A 15,583-nucleotide genomic window follows, 5' to 3' on the forward strand; every position below is an offset into this window, starting at 1 on the left:
TTGTGAACAGAAGATGCTACAGTCACGCGCATCGATCCCCACCCCTCCCGAAAGGAGTGATCGGATGCCGAGACTGCGTGCCCTTCTCGTAGCCCTCGCCATGGTCCTCGCCGGCGGAGTCGTCGCGATCATCCCGGCGACCGCGGCTCAGGCCGCGGCCTGCACGGCCGCGTGGCAGGCCTCGACCGTCTACTGGGGAGGCAACCAGGCCTCCCGCAACGGTCGCAACTACCAGGCGAAATGGTGGACGCAGGGCGAGGCCCCGCCCGGCACCACCGGCGTGTGGCAAGACCTCGGCGCCTGCGACGGCGGCGGCGGAAACCCCGGCAACCCCGGCGGAAGCTGCAACTACCCGAACTGGGTCGCCGGCACCTGGTATGCGACCGGCGCGATCGTCCGCTACACCAACGGCCTCTACTACATCGCCGAGCACGACAACCCGGGCTACGACCCGATCATCAGCACCTGGTATTGGGATCCGTTCACCTGCGGCGGTGGCGGCAACCCGACCGACCCGCCGCCGACGGGCGGTTTCGTGGTCAGCGAGGCGCAGTTCAACCAGATGTTCCCGGGTCGGAACTCCTTCTACACCTACTCCGGGCTGGTCGCCGCGCTCAGCGCCTACCCGGCGTTCGCCAAGTCGGGCAGCACCACGGTGCAGCGCCAGGAGGCCGCGGCCTTCCTCGCCAACGTGCACCACGAGACCGGCGGGCTCGTCTACATCGTCGAGCAGAACACCGCGAACTACCCGCACTACTGCGACCCGAACCAGCCCTATGGCTGCCCGGCCGGCCAGGCCGCTTACTACGGCCGTGGTCCGATCCAGCTGAGCTGGAACTTCAACTACAACGCCGCCGGCAACGCGCTCGGCCTGCCCCTGCTGACCAACCCCTGGCTGGTGCAGACCGACGCGGCGGTCGCCTGGAAGACCGGCATCTGGTATTGGATGACGCAGAACGGTCCCGGCACGATGACACCGCACAACGCGATGGTCAACGGCGCCGGCTTCGGCGAGACCATCCGCAGCATCAACGGGTCGATCGAGTGCAATGGCGGCAACCCCGCCCAGGTGCAGAGCCGCGTCACCCGCTATCAACAGTTCGTCGGCATCCTCGGCGTACCCGCCGGAAACAACCTGTCCTGCTGAGCACGCGTTGCCTGCCCGGGCGCGGCGCGCGTAGGCCGTCGCTCCCGGGCTCTCAGCTCTTGACCGCGACCCCACCCAGGCTGGCGCTCATGGTCGGGTTGTCGATGAAGTCGGTCGGATCGCCCGGCTCGGGGCGCCACTGCGGCACCCACACCAGGCCAGGCTCGACGAGTTGCAAGCCATCGAAGAACCGCAGGACCTCTTCACGGGTACGGGGAGAGAGCAGGCTCGCGGTGTCGCGCTTGTAGAGATCCTTGGCGCCCTCGAGCTGCTGCGCCCGCTCGGGCATGCCCTCGACCGACCCGTGCGAGAGCAGCAGGTAGCTGCCGGCGGGCAACGCGTCGAGCAGCGTCTCGACGATGTCCGTGGCGAGCTTGTCGTCGGGGACGAAGTGCAGCACCGCCGACAGCAGCAACGCGATCGGCTGGTCGAAGTCGAGCATGCCGCGCACGGCCGGGTGGTCGAGGATCGACCGGGGCTCGCGCAGGTCGGCCCGGATCGCGGTGGCGTCGTCGTTGCCGGTCAGCAGGTCGAGGCTTTCGGAGACCGCGACGGGATCGATGTCGACGTAGGCCACCCGGGCGCCGGGCTGGATCTTCTGGACGGCATCGTGGACGTTGCCCTCGGTGGGGATGCCGGAGCCGATGTCGAGGAACTGGGTGATCCCCGCGGTGGCGATGTGTCGCACGGCCCGCCGCAGGAACGCCCGGTTGTTGCGGGCTCCGGCGCGCACCATCGGAAACAGCTCGATCATCTTCTGGGCCGCCTGCCGGTCGGCCTCGAAGTTGTAGGTGCCGCCAAGGAAGTAGTCGTAGATGCGGGCCGCAGTGGCCGGCTTCGACGCGCGGTCCTGTGGTTCTCGCAGCACGTGGCCAGCCTCCGGTCGGATCATCGACATCCGTAGGCGTCCACTATGCACCAGGGGTGCACATTTTCGCAGCCCCCGGTGAGCGACTACGACGAACCCGCACAAGCGGCCCGGATCTTGTTGCCGACATGGGCGACGAGCTCCTTGGCCTCGCCGGTCGCGGCACTGCCGTCGGCGATCTTCTCAAGGGTCGCCGCGCCTTCCTCGAGGGCGCCCGGTGCGACAGGTCGGCCGGACATCTCGGTCAGCTTGCCGGACCACGCGGTCAGCATCGCGCGGAGGTCCTGCTCGGCCGCGGCCAGCGCGGCCTGGTCGCCGTCGGCGGCGAGGTCGAGCATGGTGTCGACACCGGCGTTGAAGGCCGCCGCGCCGTCGTCGTTGATCTTTGCCGCTTCGGCACAGTTGGCCTTGAACATGGCGGCGTTGAAATCCTCGCCCGTTTGGCTGGCCCCGGCGGGGGCGGGCTCGGCCTCCGTGGCGGTGCAAGCCCCGAGCGCCAATGCACCGATGGCGAATGTGGCGACCAGCAACCGGCGCACGGCAGTCTCTCCTTTGGGCCTGGACCACGAGCCATTGACAGTAATCGACCCAGGGTGCCGCCCGCCGCCCCACGAACGGCATCTTCGGGTTACGCCGGATTGGCGGCTTTCGCCCCGTTAGGCTGTCGTGGTCGCCGCCCGGATGGGAGCCGTTCGCATGTCCTCGCTGGCTGAGCAGATTCAAGAGGCGCATGGCCTGCGGCGCTGGCGCCAAGCGACCACCGTCGAGGCCGATGTCACGTACGGTGGCCCGTTCTGGGAATTAAAAGGCATCTCCGAGCTGGCCACGACCGATCACGTCGTGGCCGACGTGCATCGCCAGCACATCCGGCTGACCCAGCCGTCGGGCCGGGTCATCGAGTTCGACAAGGACTCCGACGTCGTGACCGTGACCGGCCCGGACGGCAGCGTCGAGCGGCTCGAGCAGCCGCGGGCCAGCTTCGCCGGCTTCACCTTCGAGAGCCGGTGGAACCTTCTGCAAGGCGCCTACTTCCAGGCGTACGCCACCTGGATCTATCTGATCGAGGTTTTCGCTTTCACCTACCCCGGCGTCGAGGCCACGGAGATCGAGCCGTGGGTCGAAGACGGCGAGAGCTGGCGCGTCCTGCGCGTCACGTTCCCGCGGACCATCGACACGCACAGCGGCACCCAGCTCTACTACTTCAACGCCGCCGGGGATCTGGTCCGGCTCGACTACGAGCCCGAGGTCAACGGAGGCGCGCCGACGGCGCACTACCAGCCCGAGCGCGCGACCGTCGACGGCGCGGTGATCACCACGAAGCACGAGATCTTCATCCGCGGCGAGGACCGGGCGCCCGACCGCTCGTTCATGCCCATCAGCGTCGACGTCGCCGGCATCACCCTCCGCTGATGATCCCGATGGCTGGCGACAAGCGACGCGTCGACGTGGATGGCACCGGGATCGCGGTCGTCGAGGCCGGCGAAGGCGACCCGATCGTCTTTCTGCACGGCAACCCGACCTCGTCCTTCCTCTGGCGCGAGGTGCTGCCCCACCTCGCACCGCTCGGTCGCTGCCTGGCACCCGATCTCGCCGGGATGGGCGACTCCGACCCGCTGCCCGGGCCTGCCATGCGGTTTGTCGACCACGCCGCCTTCCTGGAGCGCCTGCTGGAGCGGCTCGGCGTCCGTGAGCGGGTCGTGCTCGTGCTGCACGACTGGGGCTCGGCGCTCGGCTTCGACTGGGCCCGCCGGCACGCCGACGCGGTGCGCGGGATCGCCTACATGGAAGCGATCGTGGCGCCGCTGACGCCGGCGCATTTCGCTGACGGCGGTGAGTTCATCGGGCGCGTCCGGGGCCCGGAAGGCGAGCGGCTCGTTCTCGAGGAGAACGTGTTCATCGAAGGCTTCCTGCCGAGTGGCGTCTTGCGCGCGCTCACCACCGAGGAACTCGACGTCTACCGCCGCCCGTGGCGCGAACCCGGCGAAGCGCGCCGCCAGCTCCTCGTCTGGCCGCGCGAGCTGCCGCTCGACGGTGAGCCCGCCGACGTCACCGCCATCGTCGAGGCCAGTGGGGCGTGGCTTGCCACGACGCCGGTGCCGAAGCTGTTCATCAACGCCGAGCCGGGCCTGTTCCTCGTCGGCGCACCCCGCGAGCAGTGCCGCACCTGGCCCAACCAGCGCGAGCTCACCGTCCCGGGGATCCATTTCGTGCAGGAGGACTCCCCCGACCAGATCGGCACCGCGATCGCCGCATGGGTGCGCGAGCTGCCCTGAGCTCCGACCTGGGTTGGAGATCAAGTGTGGTCCGCGGGCTGACGACCCGGACCGCCCCTGGACGGGACCGTGGTGGGCATGACACAACGACTCCTCACAGCGGAGCGGCTCACCAAGCGCTACCGGCGGCTGACCGCGGTTGACGACGTCTCCTTCGACGTCCGCCCTGGCGTCGTCACCGGCTTCCTCGGGCCCAACGGTGCCGGCAAGACCACGATGCTGGCGATGCTGGCCGGCCTGGTGCGCCCGACCTCGGGCCGCGTCCTGCTCGGCGGCACGCCCCTGCGGGAACGCCCGCCGCAGGCCCGCACGATCGGCGTGGCGATCGACTCGTGCGGCGCCCACCCGGGCCGCTCGGCCCGCCAGCACCTGCGGATCCTGGCCGGATTCGCCCGGCTCCCCCGCACCCGCGTCGAGGAGGTGCTGGAGCTCTCGGGGCTCACCGACGTGGCGGGCCGGCGGGTCGGCACCTTCTCGCTCGGCATGCGCCAGCGGCTCGGGCTCGCGGCCGCCCTGCTCGGCGACCCCGAGGTGCTGCTGCTCGACGAACCGGCCAACGGCCTGGACCCCGAGGGGATCCGCTGGCTCCGCACGCTGCTGCGGGAGCGGGCCGCGCGGGGCCGGGCGGTGCTCGTGTCCAGCCACCTGCTCAGCGAAGCGGCACACACCGTCGACGATGTCGTCGTGGTGCGGGAAGGCCGGATGGTGCACGCCGGACCGATCGCCGACCTGACTCCGGCGGGCGGCGTATGGGTGCGCACCGACGAGCCCGGACGGCTCACCGAGGCGGTCGTCCGGGCCGGGGGCCGGATCACCGCCGATGCGACCACCGGGCGCTACCTGATCGACGGCCTGGACGCACCCGTGGTCGCCGACCTGGCCCGCCGCGCCCAGGTCGATCTGCACGAGCTGACGCCACAGTCCACCTCGCTGGAGGACGTGTTCCTCGAGCTGACGGGAGCCCGGTCATGACCTTGATCATCGGTGAGCTGCGCAAACTCCTCACGATCCGCACCGCACTGTGGTTCGGGCTCGCGTCCGTCGCTCTCGCGGTCCTCAACGTCGTCATCGTCGCGCTCGCCTCCGGGACGCTCGACGAAGTCACCGAGAAGGAGGAGGCGCTCGGCGGGATGCCGCTGCTCCTGCTGTTCTTCGGCGTGGTGGCCGTCACGGCGGAGTTCCGGCACCACACCGCGGCGCCGACGGTGCTCGTGTCCGGCCGCGGCCGGGGCGCCGTCACCGCCGCCCGATTGGCCGCGACCCTCGTCGTCGGGCTGGGGCTGGCCGCCCTCACGACCGGAGCGTCATTCGCCGTCGGCGTGCCGATCCTCGCCTCGCACCAACCCGGCCCCGACCTCAGCACCGCACAGTTGATCTCATTGGGGGGTGGCTGCGTCCTCGCCGGAACCCTCTCGGTGCTGGTCGGCGCCGCCCTCGGCGGCCTGCTCCGCAACCAGATCGCGGCCGTGGTGGCCGGCATCGTCTTCTACTTCGTCGCGCCGTCACTCATCGGCATGATCAGCAGTTCGGCGGTCGACTACACCCCGTTCGGCAGCCTCCAGGTGCTCACCCGGGGCGTACACGGCTCGGCGCACTCCCTACCGGCCTCGGCCGCGGCGCTCGCGGCCTGGGCCGCCGGGCTGGCGGTGTTCGCCGTGCTCGCCGAACAGCGCCGAGATCTACGATGACGCCCATGACCTGGTACGCAGCCCCCCGGTTGCGCGGTCGGTGGCTCAGTCCCCGCGCCGAGCGGGTGCTGGTCGACCTCCTCGCGGTCCTGGTGGGCGTCGCGGGCGAATTGTCCCTGCTCTACAACGACTCGTCCCCGGTCCACGTGCTGCCGGTGCTCCTCACGGTGGGCGCCGGCACCGCACTGTTCGGCCGGCGCCGCCATCCCGTCCTGGTGCTGGCGGTCATGCTCGCCACGACCGGTCTCCTGTTCGCCATGGGTGAATACCCGGGCGGCATGTTGGTCTGTGTCGCGCTGTTCACCGTCGCCGACCTCTGCCCGGCCCAGGTGTCGGTGCTGGCCCTGATCGGCGCCACGGCCGTCCTGGTGGCGCTCTCGGTGAGTTCGGTGCCCGTGCCGGTGGCCGTGTGGGCGGTGGGCGCCGCGCTGCGGAGCCGCCGCCGGCACCACGACGACCTGCGGGCCCGCGCCGCTGCCGAAAGAGCGGAACACGAACAACAGAAGGCCATCGCGGCGTACGAGGAGCGAGCGGCGATCGCGCGCGAACTCCACGACATCGTCGCGCACTCGGTGACGGTGATGCTGGTCGGCGTACGCGGCGCCCGGGATGTCCTGCCGACCTCGACCGAGGTCGCCGCCGACGTGCTGGGCCGGGTGGAGGCCAGCGGCGAGCAGAGCATGGTGGAACTGCGCCGGCTCCTCGCCCTGCTGCGCTCGGAGAAGCCCGGCGCGACGGCGCCACACCGGCCGTTGCCGGGTCTGGCCGAACTCGCCGAACTGGCGGCCACCTTCCGCACGGTCGGCCTCGCGGTCACCCTGGAGATCGACGGCGAGCCCCCGGTGCTCGACGAAGGGGTCGCGCTGTCGGTCTACCGGATCGTCGAGGAAGCCCTGACCAACGTTTTGCGGCACGCCAGGACCGACCACGCGCTCGTCCGGGTCACGACCGGGCCGGGCCACCTCGACCTCGCGGTGTCCGACTCTGGCGTGGGGCCATCGGGACAGGCCGCGCCCGGCGGCCACGGGCTCGTCGGCATGCGCGAACGCGTCCGGCTGCTCGGCGGGACGTTCGCGGCCGGACCCGGTTCCGGCGGCGGCTTCCGGGTCGCCGCACACGTGCCGATCGCGGTGGCCCCGTGAGCATCCGGGTGCTGCTGGCCGACGACCAGGAACTGATCCGCACCGGCCTCCGCCTCTTCCTCGACACCCAGGACGGGATCGAGGTCGTCGGCGAGGCCCAGGACGGCGAAGAGGCGGTGGCCCGCGCCGCCGAACTCCGCCCGGACGTGGTCGTCATGGACATCCGGATGCCCATCCTCGACGGCGTCGCGGCGACCGCGCGCCTCACCGCGCCCGGACGCGAGCACACGCCGCGGGTGCTCATCCTCACCACCTTCGATCTCGACGAGTACGTGTACGGCGCGCTGCGCGCTGGCGCGGCCGGCTTCCTCCTCAAGGACGCGCGACGCGACCGGCTCCTGGAGGCCATCCGGGTCGTCCACGCCGGCGACGCGTTGCTCTCCCCCACCGTCACGCGCCGACTGATCCAGGAGTTCGCCGCCCGCCCGTCGGTCCCCGCGCGCCCTTCGCCACTGCTCGACGCGCTGACCCCGCGGGAACGGGAGGTGCTCGTTCTCGTCGCCGGCGGACTGACCAACGGAGAGATCGCCGAGAAGCTCGTGGTCACCGAGGCGACCGTGAAGAGCCACCTCGGCCGCGTACTGGCCAAGGTCGGCGCCCGGGACCGCGTACAACTGGTGCTTTTCGCCTTTGCGAACGGGGTCGTTACTTAAACTGAGCCGATGGGTGAGATCCCCTCGGTGGCCACGGCGCGAGACCGCCGCAAGAACTATCGCGAGAACATGCAGGCCGGATTCGACGCCCTGGTCGAGCTCTACTACACCTACTGGGGCGAGTTCTTCCACCTGGCCGTGTTCGAACCGGGCGACGACCCGCTCGACCTGGTCAGCGCCTACGAGAAGACCCACCGGCGCTACCTCGACGCGATCGGCGGCGCAGAAGCACGGCGGATCATCGATGTGGCCTGCGGCGGCGGCGCCCTCTCGGCGTGGCTGGCCGACCACACGACCGCGGAGGTGGTCGGCCTCGACCAGTCCAACAGCCAACTCGCGCACGCCCGCCGCTGGCTCGCCGACGGCAACCGATCCAACCTGCGCTTCATCCAACACGACATCATGCACCTCGACGACGTCGACGAGCCCCCGTTCGACGCCGCGGTCTGCCTCGACGCGGCCTGCTACCTGCCGGACCGGAAGTCGGCCCTGCGCGGCCTGGCCGGGCGGCTGCGCCCGGGCGGCCGGCTGCTGCTCGTCGACTGGTGCCGCGCCGAGCGCGCGACGAAGATGCAGCGCGAACTGATCCTCGATCCACTGTGCCGCTACTGGGCGATCGCCGACCTGGAGACCGCCGAGGGCTACCGCCGGTCGTTCGAGGCCGCGGGCTTTCGCATCGTCGAACTCGACGACCTGTCAGAACACGTGCTGCCCAACTGGGAACGCGGCTACCAGGCGGCGCTCCGCGCCCTGGCCGAGCCGGTGAAACTCGGCCAACTCCTGCGCCTCGCCGCCGTCACCGCGACCCACGGCAGCGTGGCCATCCAGGCGGCCAAGGACCAGTTCCAGGTGGCCCTGCTGGCGAAGGCCGCCGGCGAGTCCGGCCTGCTGCGCTACGTCTCGGTCCTCGGCGAGAAGGTGTAGCCGTCACAAGGCGGCCGGGTCGTCGCCGCCGAGGCTCCCCTGCGCGGCCGAGGCGCCGGCCCGGTTGCCGCGGATCGCGAACGCCAGCGTCACCGCGGGGTTGAGGTGGGCGCCGGAGACCGTACCCCGTTCCGCCACTTGTCTCCACTCCGAGGACGGCCGTCTCCGCCCCGCAAGTCAACTACCCGTCCGATTCGGACAATGCGGATTCCCCGAAAGCTCCTATGCCCGCGTCGGTGTGACCTCGACGTCGGCGGCGTGCAAGGGCTCACCGCAGTGAGAGCAACGGATCTCGGCAATGGTCAGGTGGTCGCACCGGCGGTGGCGGATCAGGGCGGGCGGCCCGGCCGGCGACGTTGTCCAGGTATCCCCCCAGGCGCTGATGGCCAGAAGGATGTCGCAGAGCTGCCAGCCCTTGTCGGTGAGGACATAGTCGAACCGCTCGGGCCGCTCGGCATAGGCGCGCTTGACGACGATCCCGTCGCGGGCCAGGCGGCGAAGGCGTAGGGCCAGGATCTTGCGGGATACGCCGAGGTGGGCGTGCAAGGCGTCGAAGCGGGTGATGCCGATGAACAGGTCACGCAGGATCAGCGGCGTCCACGGCTCGCCCAGCACGTCCATGGTGCGGGCGATCGAACAATCGATGGTCTCGAACAGGGTACGCGGCGGCACTGTCTCACCCTAGAGTAAGTATCTTCAAGAGACTGTGGAGGTGTCATGCCCAGTGTGCCGTCCGACGAGGAGTTCTTGACCTACAACCGGGGCGTCATCGACGAGTTCCGCGCCAACCACGGCGTCGTCACCCAGCCGCCGTTCCCGGTCCTGCTGTTGACCACGACGGGGGCACGCACCGGGCGCCGCACCACCGTGCCGCTCGGCTTCGCTGTCGACGACGACGGGCGGGTCTACGTGGTCGCTTCCAAGGCCGGCGGCCCGAAGCACCCGGCGTGGTTCCACAACCTACGGGCCAACGAGTCGGTGACGGTCGAGCTGGGCGCCGGATCTTTCGAGGCCCGGGCCGTCGTGACGACGGGCGAAGAGCGCGACCGGCTCTACCGGAGGGTCGCCGGCGACGACAACGCGTACGCGAAGAACACCGACCGGGTCTTTCCTGTCATCGTCCTCGACGGCGTTCCCACACCCGCCTCGGGCATGCACATCTCCCAACCGCAAAAGACAGGCTAACCGGACGCCCAGCCTTTGGGGTCAGGCGGCGTGTCCGCGGTGACGTTCGCGGTATTCCTGCAACGCCCGCCGAACGATGCCCGACTTGCCTTCGCGATCCCGGCCGGCGGCCTGCTCCAGCCACTCAAGCATCGCGGGTGGCAGGCGGAAGGTAGCCGGCCGCATCACGGGCATGCCCTGCTCGTCCACCTGTGCCATCGGTTCGGCGGGGCGATCGGCCGCCGCCACCAGACCGCTGGTGTCATGGTTCAGGAACCAGTCGCCGATCTCTTCCTTGGTCATGGCGGTGAAGTCCGGTAGTTCACTCATCGCTATTCCTCCCGAGCCAGGTCTCGAACTCGGCACCGTTCATCGGCTTTGCCCGGGCCACCCGCCACCCGAACGAGTCGTCGTCCCGGAAGAGCAGCACACCAACGGCCCTATGTGATCCGCAGCTGGTCATGAAGCGGTGCCTCCAAGGCCTCGGCAACCTCAGCGACGCTCACCTCCAAGAGCTTCGCTGCAGGTTCACCAGCCCTTGGCATCCGCCACAGCAGCACAGCCACCCCGCCAGCGTATGACACGTATGACGCTCTTGGCCAGCTGGTGGCGTATCGGCAGGTCACAACCCCAGCACCGCGAGGTCCGCCGTCATCTGCGGCGAGCCGTCACCAGCAGATACATCACAGCCGCGAGCCAGCAGCGGCACCGCGACCGGCGGCGTGGTCGTGACCGCGGTTGGGCCCGAAGCCACCGCGCCGATCATGAGGTTGCTGCCGATTCAGGCTGGCAACAACCTCATGATCGACGTTGGATCGACAGGCGGCTGGATCAGGTGGTGCCGTGCACGGCGTCGAGGATGACGTCGGCCACGACGTCGGGGTGGCTGACCAGTGACAGGTGGCCGGAGTCGACCTCGGTGACCTTGGAGTTGGCGCGCTTGGCCATGAATTCCTGCTGTGCCGGCGGAATGACCTTGTCGTCGGTGCCGAGCACCCACCACGAGGGGATGGTCTCCCAGGCGGGCTGGCCCGAGGGCTCCGCGCCGGCGCTTTCCGCGAACGGGCGCTGGATGGTGTAGAGGATGTTCGCCATCTGGGCGGGCACACCGTTGGCGAACGACTCCAGGAACACGTTCTTCTTGAGGTAGAGGTCGACGTCGCCGGGCGGGGAGTTGGGGTACGGGACGGCGTCGAACGTCGTGGCGGGATCGCCGGAGAGCGCGGAGTCGGGTCCGGAGAGCTGGAAGACCGTCTCACCCTGCGCGGGTGCGAACGCGTCGACGAAGACCAGCGCCTTGACGTTGGCGTTGCCCAGGGCCGCGTTGGTGATGACCGCTCCGCCGTAGGAGTGTCCAGCCAGGATGATCGGTCCTGGGATCGTGGACAGGAAGTCGGCGATCGTCTCGGAGTCGGTTTTCACGCTGCGCAGGGGGTCCGGGGGCACGCGGACGTCGAAGCCCGCATCCAACAGCCGTTCGGTGACGCCGTTCCAGGAGGAGCCGTCGGCCCAGGCGCCGTGCACGAGCACGATTGTCGGCTTGGGCTCTTCTGGGCTACCGCCGCCGTCGCTGACGCCCGAGGCGGCGCCCACGGAAGCGAAGGACAGTGTTATCAGTGTCGCTACGGTGATCATTTGGAGCAGGTGCCGCCGCCACGGGCTGGCGCCGCGCACCCCTAACGTCGAGTTGGCCTCATTCAACGAAAGCCTCCTATGTAGCGGTTACTGCGGGTTGGTGCCGCCCACAACATATAACGCCTCAGTGATCGTCTCGTCACACTTCGTAAGCGGCCGGACGGCCTGCTCCTACACCACCAACCGGCGCCACACGCAGCCAGCTGACGGATATATGGAGATAGATGCCGCTGGCCTGTGGACACAGCAATCGCGCGACCCGCGGACCGCGCCCACCGAACCGCGGGGCTCCGGGGGTCGCCCCCGGAATCAGCATGACGAGTGGCCAGGTCGAGGCTGTCCGCGACAGCCTCGACCTGGCCCCTCGTGGACCCAATGTGGCACAATCCGAACCGCATTCCAGCAGCTCAGGGCTGGTTTGTGACCGCACGCTGCGGCGGCGCGGTGGCGGTCGCAGCGGCATTTTGTACGACACCAATCATCGCCGGACTGAACTTCGTCCGGACCGGGTCATCTCCCGGTCAGCGACGGGCAACGAACTTGATCTCCACGACCTGCCCGGGCAGCGCAAGCGCCGGCGTACCGACGGTGGTGTTCGTGACCCTGGGCTTGTGCCCGAGGTAGAACTGCTGGCGCACCTCACGCATCACCGCGAGCGCCGCCTTGATGTCGACCGCGAACACAACCTCCTCGACGATGTTGTCGAAGGTGCAGTCGAAGTGTGCGAGCACTGCGCGGGCGTTCACGTACGTCTGGATCATCTGGTCCTTCATCGTCGACTGCTCGACGACCTGTTGGCCGTCGAGGGCCGGCGAGACCAGCGTTCCGTCAGGTCGATGTCCCAACTGTCCGGAGATGTACAGCCAGTCGTCGACCAGCACCGCCTGGGTGTAGCCGGCCGCCTCTTCCCACGGCACGCCGAAGTCAAAGGTGGTTTTTTGAATAGTCATACAATTCACCGTATACCGGGCAGAAGGCGGCTGGCCGGGAGCAACGTGGAGAACGACCAGTGATGCAGGCGAGCGCCGGTCCCCCGCGAACGGGATGACCAGCGGCGCTCGTGCCGCCGTGCACTCCGGGCGGGTCCGCCATCCTCGCGGGATGAGCCTCGTTCACCCCACGACATGAGACCTTCGAACCCTGAAGGCAGGAGGTTGAACGATGGTCGACACCGGATTCGCGGCCTTCAGTACGACGGTGGATCGGACGAACCGGGTGCTCAAGGAGATCGAGTCGGCCTACGGATGGCCGAAGGAAAGGCGCAACCACTCGTACGCCGCTCTGCGCGCTGTGCTGCACGCGCTGCGTGACCGGCTCAGCGTCGACGAGGCGGCACAGCTGGCTGCCCAGTTCCCGGTGTTGATCCGGGGCATCTATTACGACGGCTGGGATCCCAGTCGTGTTCCGCAGCGAATGGATCGCGACGAGTTCATGGGGCGGGTGCGTCGGGAGTTTTCGTACGACGTCGAGGGCGGCATGCCGAGCGACCTGGCGGCCGTCGTCTCGGCCTAAGCCCGGGCAGCCGCGGATTCGACGTGGACATCGAGGATACGAGGAAGCGATGGACACCCGCCTGATCGAATGCCTCCACTGTGGGCGCAAGAACAGGGTGCCCGCCGTCGCTGACGGGATTCCGCGGTGCGGGAACTGCCATCAGCCGCTGCCCTGGGTGACAGACGCGCGTGACGACGACTTCAGCGATGTTGCCGAGCGCGCGCGGCCGTTGGTGCTGGTGGACATGTGGGCGACGTGGTGCGGTCCGTGCCGGCAGGTGAGCCCGGCGCTGGAACAGGTGGCCCGGGATCTGGCGGGCAAGGTCAAGCTCGTGAAGGTCGACGTCGATGCCGCACCGTCGCTGGCACAACGGTTCTCAGTCCAGGCCGTGCCGACGCTCATGCTGATGCGCGACGGTCAGGTCATCAGCCGACGGGCCGGTGCCGCACCGGCGTCGGTCCTGCGTAGCTGGGTGGACCAGACGCTGCGGGGCGCGGCGTCCTAACAGCCCGTTCCGTACCCGAACCAATCTGGAGGCTTTCCATGGCACAGGCACTGCACGGCAAGAAGATCGCGATCCTCGCCGCCGACGGCGTCGAGCGCGTCGAACTCGAGCAGCCGCAAGGCGCGCTGCACGGCGCCGGCGCCACGACCGAACTGCTCTCCATCCACCCCGGCGAGATCCAGGCGCGGCAATTCGACCTCGTCTCCGCCGGGACCTTCCCGGTCGACAAGCAGGTGCGGGACGCGTCAGTTGACGACTACGACGCGCTGCTGCTGCCCGGCGGCACGGTCAACCCCGACCAGCTGCGCATCAGCAGCGACGCGCTCGGCTTCGTAAAGGCCTTCGTGGCCACGGGCAAGCCGGTCGCCAGCATCTGCCACGGCCCTTGGACGCTGGTCGAGGCCGACGTCGTGCGCGGGCACCGACTGACGTCCTGGCCCAGCGTGCGCACCGATCTGCGCAACGCCGGAGCGGAAGTCGTCGACCAGGACGTCGTTGTCGACGGCCAGTTCACCACCAGTCGTAGTCCGCAGGACCTACCGGCGTTCTGCGCCGCGATCGTCGAACAGTTCGCGAAGGCGCCGCAACGCGCGTGAAAAGAGCGTCGTGCTGGGCGGACGGCGGGGCTTCTAGATGACGGGGGGCCAGCGGTGACCGGTTCGGATGAGACGGTCCGTTCGTTGACACATGTGCTGCGGACGTTCTTTCACCGCCGTGACACGCTGATCGCCGCCTTGGAGGCCGCGGTCGCGGCCTATGGGGAGGAGCTGGACGAGGTTGCTGCGGCGCACAAGGCCGGGCTCGAATACGCGCTACGGATGGTCCGGCAGTTCCTCGACCTCGACGTCAATGACATCCCGGGCCTCGACCCGTCTCGGTAGCAACCTGCTGCAAAACGGTAGCGGCAGCCGTGGAGGCTATCCTCGCGCCCGCTGGTCAAGGTCGACCGCCCCAACCGCACCATGCCAAGTTGTTCGAGAGGCGAGGAGCAGTTCACCGGCTGCCGCGCGCACGTGATCGCCGACGGCCGGCGTCGTTGGCGGGTCGGAGATGTTGTCTGCCTGGGTGGCCGCCTGCTCCGCCAATCCCGCCTCGGTAGGACCCGAGGCCGGCTGCAACAGCGTCTGCAGCAACTCGTCGATGGCCTGTGCCAGTGTCGCCATCGCGTCGACCATGTCGTGCGGAGCCACGTCGACGAGTTCCTCGGCCTCGATCCGTAGCACGGCGCGTGCGTTGGTGATCGCGCCGCCGAGGTGGGGCAGAGCGGCCCGGGCCCGCGCCAAGGTTTGCCGCGAGCCGCGGTGCAGCAGCGCGATCGAGATCACGTTCGCGGCCCGCTCGGCATCCTGGGTCAACTGTCGTATCAGTGCCTCCGCCGACTCGAGCCGTACCGCCGCGGCCCGCGTCACCGCTCTGTCGCCCGTGCTCAGGCCCTTCCGCCCGCCGGCAAACGCCTCCGCGAGCCGCTCGCGTACCGCGTCGGCCGACCGGCGCGCTACGAACAGCGGTTGGAGCGGCACGACCACCAGGCGCACGCCGAGCGCCACGCCCGCGCCGATCAGTGCGCCCACCCAGCGCTCGTAATAGAGCCCGCTTCCTGCCGACGGATACAGCGCGACGATCAGGATCGCGGTGGTGGTGGCCTGATTGAGCACCATCTTCCCGCCACTGACCAGCAGCGCCGTGGTGGCCGCCAGCACCACCACCAGGGCCAGCTGCAGCGGGCCGTGCCCCAGCAGGTGCACCAGCACATCGGCCAGTATGAGGCCGACGGTGACGCCCGCGACCAGCTCGATGGTTTGCCGTAGTTGCTTGCCGATCGAGCTACTGACCACGAGCACCGCGGCGGCGGGCGCGAAGAAGGCGCTGGGTTGGCTGATCGCGATACCGGCTACGAACCAGGCCAGCCCCGCGGCGACCCCGATCTGTAACACGATCCAACGGTCGGCCCACGTGGCGGCCAGACGTTGCCGCAGCCACCCGTCGGACACATTTCCTCCCAGTTCGCATTCCCGCCCAAGCCAACGTGCGCTGGAGATGGGTGAATGCGGTTCACCCACACCGGGTGAGGGTCAGTGCTCAACGGGCAG

At 69.3% G+C, this 15,583-nt stretch carries 22 protein-coding genes; 13 read left to right on the forward strand and 9 right to left on the reverse strand.

The features are described 5' to 3' along the window. Positions 1–64 precede the first annotated feature (64 nt). Positions 65–1,147, forward strand: a complete 1,083-nt coding sequence (locus tag DFJ67_RS00065) for a glycoside hydrolase family 19 protein (RefSeq protein WP_116065976.1) — start codon at positions 65–67, stop codon at positions 1,145–1,147. 52 nt (positions 1,148–1,199) lie between these two features. Here DFJ67_RS00065 and DFJ67_RS00070 read toward each other — a convergent pair whose 3' ends face one another. Together DFJ67_RS00070 and DFJ67_RS00075 are read right to left on the reverse strand one after the other, a co-directional pair. Further along, positions 1,200–2,039 (reverse strand): SAM-dependent methyltransferase, encoded by an 840-nt coding sequence (locus DFJ67_RS00070; RefSeq protein ID WP_116075393.1) that lies wholly within the window; start codon positions 2,037–2,039, stop codon positions 1,200–1,202. 62 nt (positions 2,040–2,101) lie between these two features. Then, positions 2,102–2,554: a hypothetical protein gene (locus tag DFJ67_RS00075; RefSeq protein ID WP_116065977.1), complete on the reverse strand. Its 453-nt coding sequence runs from the start codon at positions 2,552–2,554 to the stop codon at positions 2,102–2,104. Between the two features lie 157 nt (positions 2,555–2,711). Here DFJ67_RS00075 and DFJ67_RS00080 point away from each other — a divergent pair, with 157 nt between their 5' ends. The 7 genes from DFJ67_RS00080 to DFJ67_RS00110 all read left to right on the forward strand — a co-directional run bounded on the left by DFJ67_RS00080 (position 2,712) and on the right by DFJ67_RS00110 (position 8,695). Further along, positions 2,712–3,425: a hypothetical protein gene (locus tag DFJ67_RS00080; RefSeq protein ID WP_116065978.1), complete on the forward strand. Its 714-nt coding sequence runs from the start codon at positions 2,712–2,714 to the stop codon at positions 3,423–3,425. After that, positions 3,425–4,288, forward strand: coding sequence for a haloalkane dehalogenase (locus DFJ67_RS00085; protein WP_116065979.1), 864 nt, complete (start codon positions 3,425–3,427; stop codon positions 4,286–4,288). Before DFJ67_RS00080 ends, DFJ67_RS00085 begins: the two co-directional genes overlap by 1 nt. Positions 4,289–4,366: 78 nt before the next feature. Next, complete coding sequence (locus DFJ67_RS00090) at positions 4,367–5,260, forward strand: ABC transporter ATP-binding protein (protein ID WP_116065980.1); 894 nt, start codon at positions 4,367–4,369, stop codon at positions 5,258–5,260. Further along, positions 5,257–5,976 carry an ABC transporter permease gene (locus DFJ67_RS00095; protein ID WP_116065981.1) on the forward strand — a complete coding sequence of 240 codons (720 nt, stop codon included), beginning with the start codon at positions 5,257–5,259 and terminating at the stop codon, positions 5,974–5,976. Before DFJ67_RS00090 ends, DFJ67_RS00095 begins: the two co-directional genes overlap by 4 nt. A 5-nt stretch (positions 5,977–5,981) precedes the next feature. Continuing rightward, entirely contained in the window at positions 5,982–7,118 is a 1,137-nt protein-coding gene (locus DFJ67_RS00100; protein WP_170215700.1) for a sensor histidine kinase, read from the forward strand. Continuing rightward, a complete protein-coding gene (locus DFJ67_RS00105) occupies positions 7,115–7,771 on the forward strand; it encodes a response regulator (protein ID WP_116065983.1) in 657 nt (218 codons plus the stop codon). The genes DFJ67_RS00100 and DFJ67_RS00105 overlap by 4 nt, the downstream gene beginning before the upstream one ends. 9 nt (positions 7,772–7,780) lie before the next feature. After that, positions 7,781–8,695 (forward strand): class I SAM-dependent methyltransferase, encoded by a 915-nt coding sequence (locus DFJ67_RS00110; RefSeq protein ID WP_116065984.1) that lies wholly within the window; start codon positions 7,781–7,783, stop codon positions 8,693–8,695. 3 nt (positions 8,696–8,698) lie between these two features. On the opposite strand, the gene DFJ67_RS00115 is transcribed toward DFJ67_RS00110, so the two are convergent. Together DFJ67_RS00115 and DFJ67_RS00120 are read right to left on the reverse strand one after the other, a co-directional pair. Next, entirely contained in the window at positions 8,699–8,833 is a 135-nt protein-coding gene (locus tag DFJ67_RS00115) for an aquaporin (protein WP_116065985.1), read from the reverse strand. Between the two features lie 84 nt (positions 8,834–8,917). Next, a complete protein-coding gene (locus DFJ67_RS00120) occupies positions 8,918–9,367 on the reverse strand; it encodes a winged helix-turn-helix transcriptional regulator (protein ID WP_239097559.1) in 450 nt (149 codons plus the stop codon). Positions 9,368–9,412: 45 nt separating this feature from the next. On the opposite strand from DFJ67_RS00120, the gene DFJ67_RS00125 reads away from it, so the two are divergent. Continuing rightward, the gene (locus DFJ67_RS00125) at positions 9,413–9,880 is read left to right on the forward strand and encodes a nitroreductase/quinone reductase family protein (protein ID WP_116065986.1); all 468 of its coding nucleotides are present in this window, start codon (positions 9,413–9,415) and stop codon (positions 9,878–9,880) included. A gap of 21 nt (positions 9,881–9,901) precedes the next feature. Here DFJ67_RS00125 and DFJ67_RS00130 read toward each other — a convergent pair whose 3' ends face one another. The 4 genes from DFJ67_RS00130 to DFJ67_RS00140 all read right to left on the reverse strand — a co-directional run bounded on the left by DFJ67_RS00130 (position 9,902) and on the right by DFJ67_RS00140 (position 12,444). Continuing rightward, complete coding sequence (locus tag DFJ67_RS00130; RefSeq protein ID WP_116065987.1) at positions 9,902–10,189, reverse strand: hypothetical protein; 288 nt, start codon at positions 10,187–10,189, stop codon at positions 9,902–9,904. Between the two features lie 292 nt (positions 10,190–10,481). Next, positions 10,482–10,613 carry a hypothetical protein gene (locus DFJ67_RS44310; RefSeq protein ID WP_275407695.1) on the reverse strand — a complete coding sequence of 44 codons (132 nt, stop codon included), beginning with the start codon at positions 10,611–10,613 and terminating at the stop codon, positions 10,482–10,484. Between the two features lie 77 nt (positions 10,614–10,690). Then, a complete protein-coding gene (locus DFJ67_RS00135; RefSeq protein WP_239097558.1) occupies positions 10,691–11,452 on the reverse strand; it encodes an alpha/beta fold hydrolase in 762 nt (253 codons plus the stop codon). A gap of 563 nt (positions 11,453–12,015) precedes the next feature. After that, on the reverse strand, positions 12,016–12,444 hold the full coding sequence (locus tag DFJ67_RS00140) for a Rid family hydrolase (RefSeq protein WP_116065988.1): 429 nt from the start codon (positions 12,442–12,444) through the stop codon (positions 12,016–12,018). Positions 12,445–12,655: 211 nt separating this feature from the next. Here DFJ67_RS00140 and DFJ67_RS00145 point away from each other — a divergent pair, with 211 nt between their 5' ends. The 4 genes from DFJ67_RS00145 to DFJ67_RS00160 are packed head-to-tail and all read left to right on the forward strand — an operon-like array spanning position 12,656 to position 14,374. Further along, complete coding sequence (locus DFJ67_RS00145; protein ID WP_116065989.1) at positions 12,656–13,006, forward strand: DUF2267 domain-containing protein; 351 nt, start codon at positions 12,656–12,658, stop codon at positions 13,004–13,006. Positions 13,007–13,055: 49 nt separating this feature from the next. Continuing rightward, positions 13,056–13,493 (forward strand): thioredoxin, encoded by a 438-nt coding sequence (gene trxA / locus DFJ67_RS00150; protein WP_116065990.1) that lies wholly within the window; start codon positions 13,056–13,058, stop codon positions 13,491–13,493. A gap of 38 nt (positions 13,494–13,531) precedes the next feature. After that, a complete protein-coding gene (locus tag DFJ67_RS00155) occupies positions 13,532–14,089 on the forward strand; it encodes a type 1 glutamine amidotransferase domain-containing protein (RefSeq protein WP_116065991.1) in 558 nt (185 codons plus the stop codon). A 54-nt stretch (positions 14,090–14,143) separates the two neighbouring features. Continuing rightward, entirely contained in the window at positions 14,144–14,374 is a 231-nt protein-coding gene (locus tag DFJ67_RS00160) for a hypothetical protein (protein ID WP_147315368.1), read from the forward strand. 36 nt (positions 14,375–14,410) lie between these two features. On the opposite strand, the gene DFJ67_RS00165 is transcribed toward DFJ67_RS00160, so the two are convergent. After that, entirely contained in the window at positions 14,411–15,484 is a 1,074-nt protein-coding gene (locus tag DFJ67_RS00165) for an FUSC family protein (RefSeq protein WP_170215701.1), read from the reverse strand. Positions 15,485–15,583 lie beyond the last annotated feature (99 nt).

The organism is Asanoa ferruginea (assembly GCF_003387075.1).
GTDB lineage: Bacteria > Actinomycetota > Actinomycetes > Mycobacteriales > Micromonosporaceae > Asanoa > Asanoa ferruginea.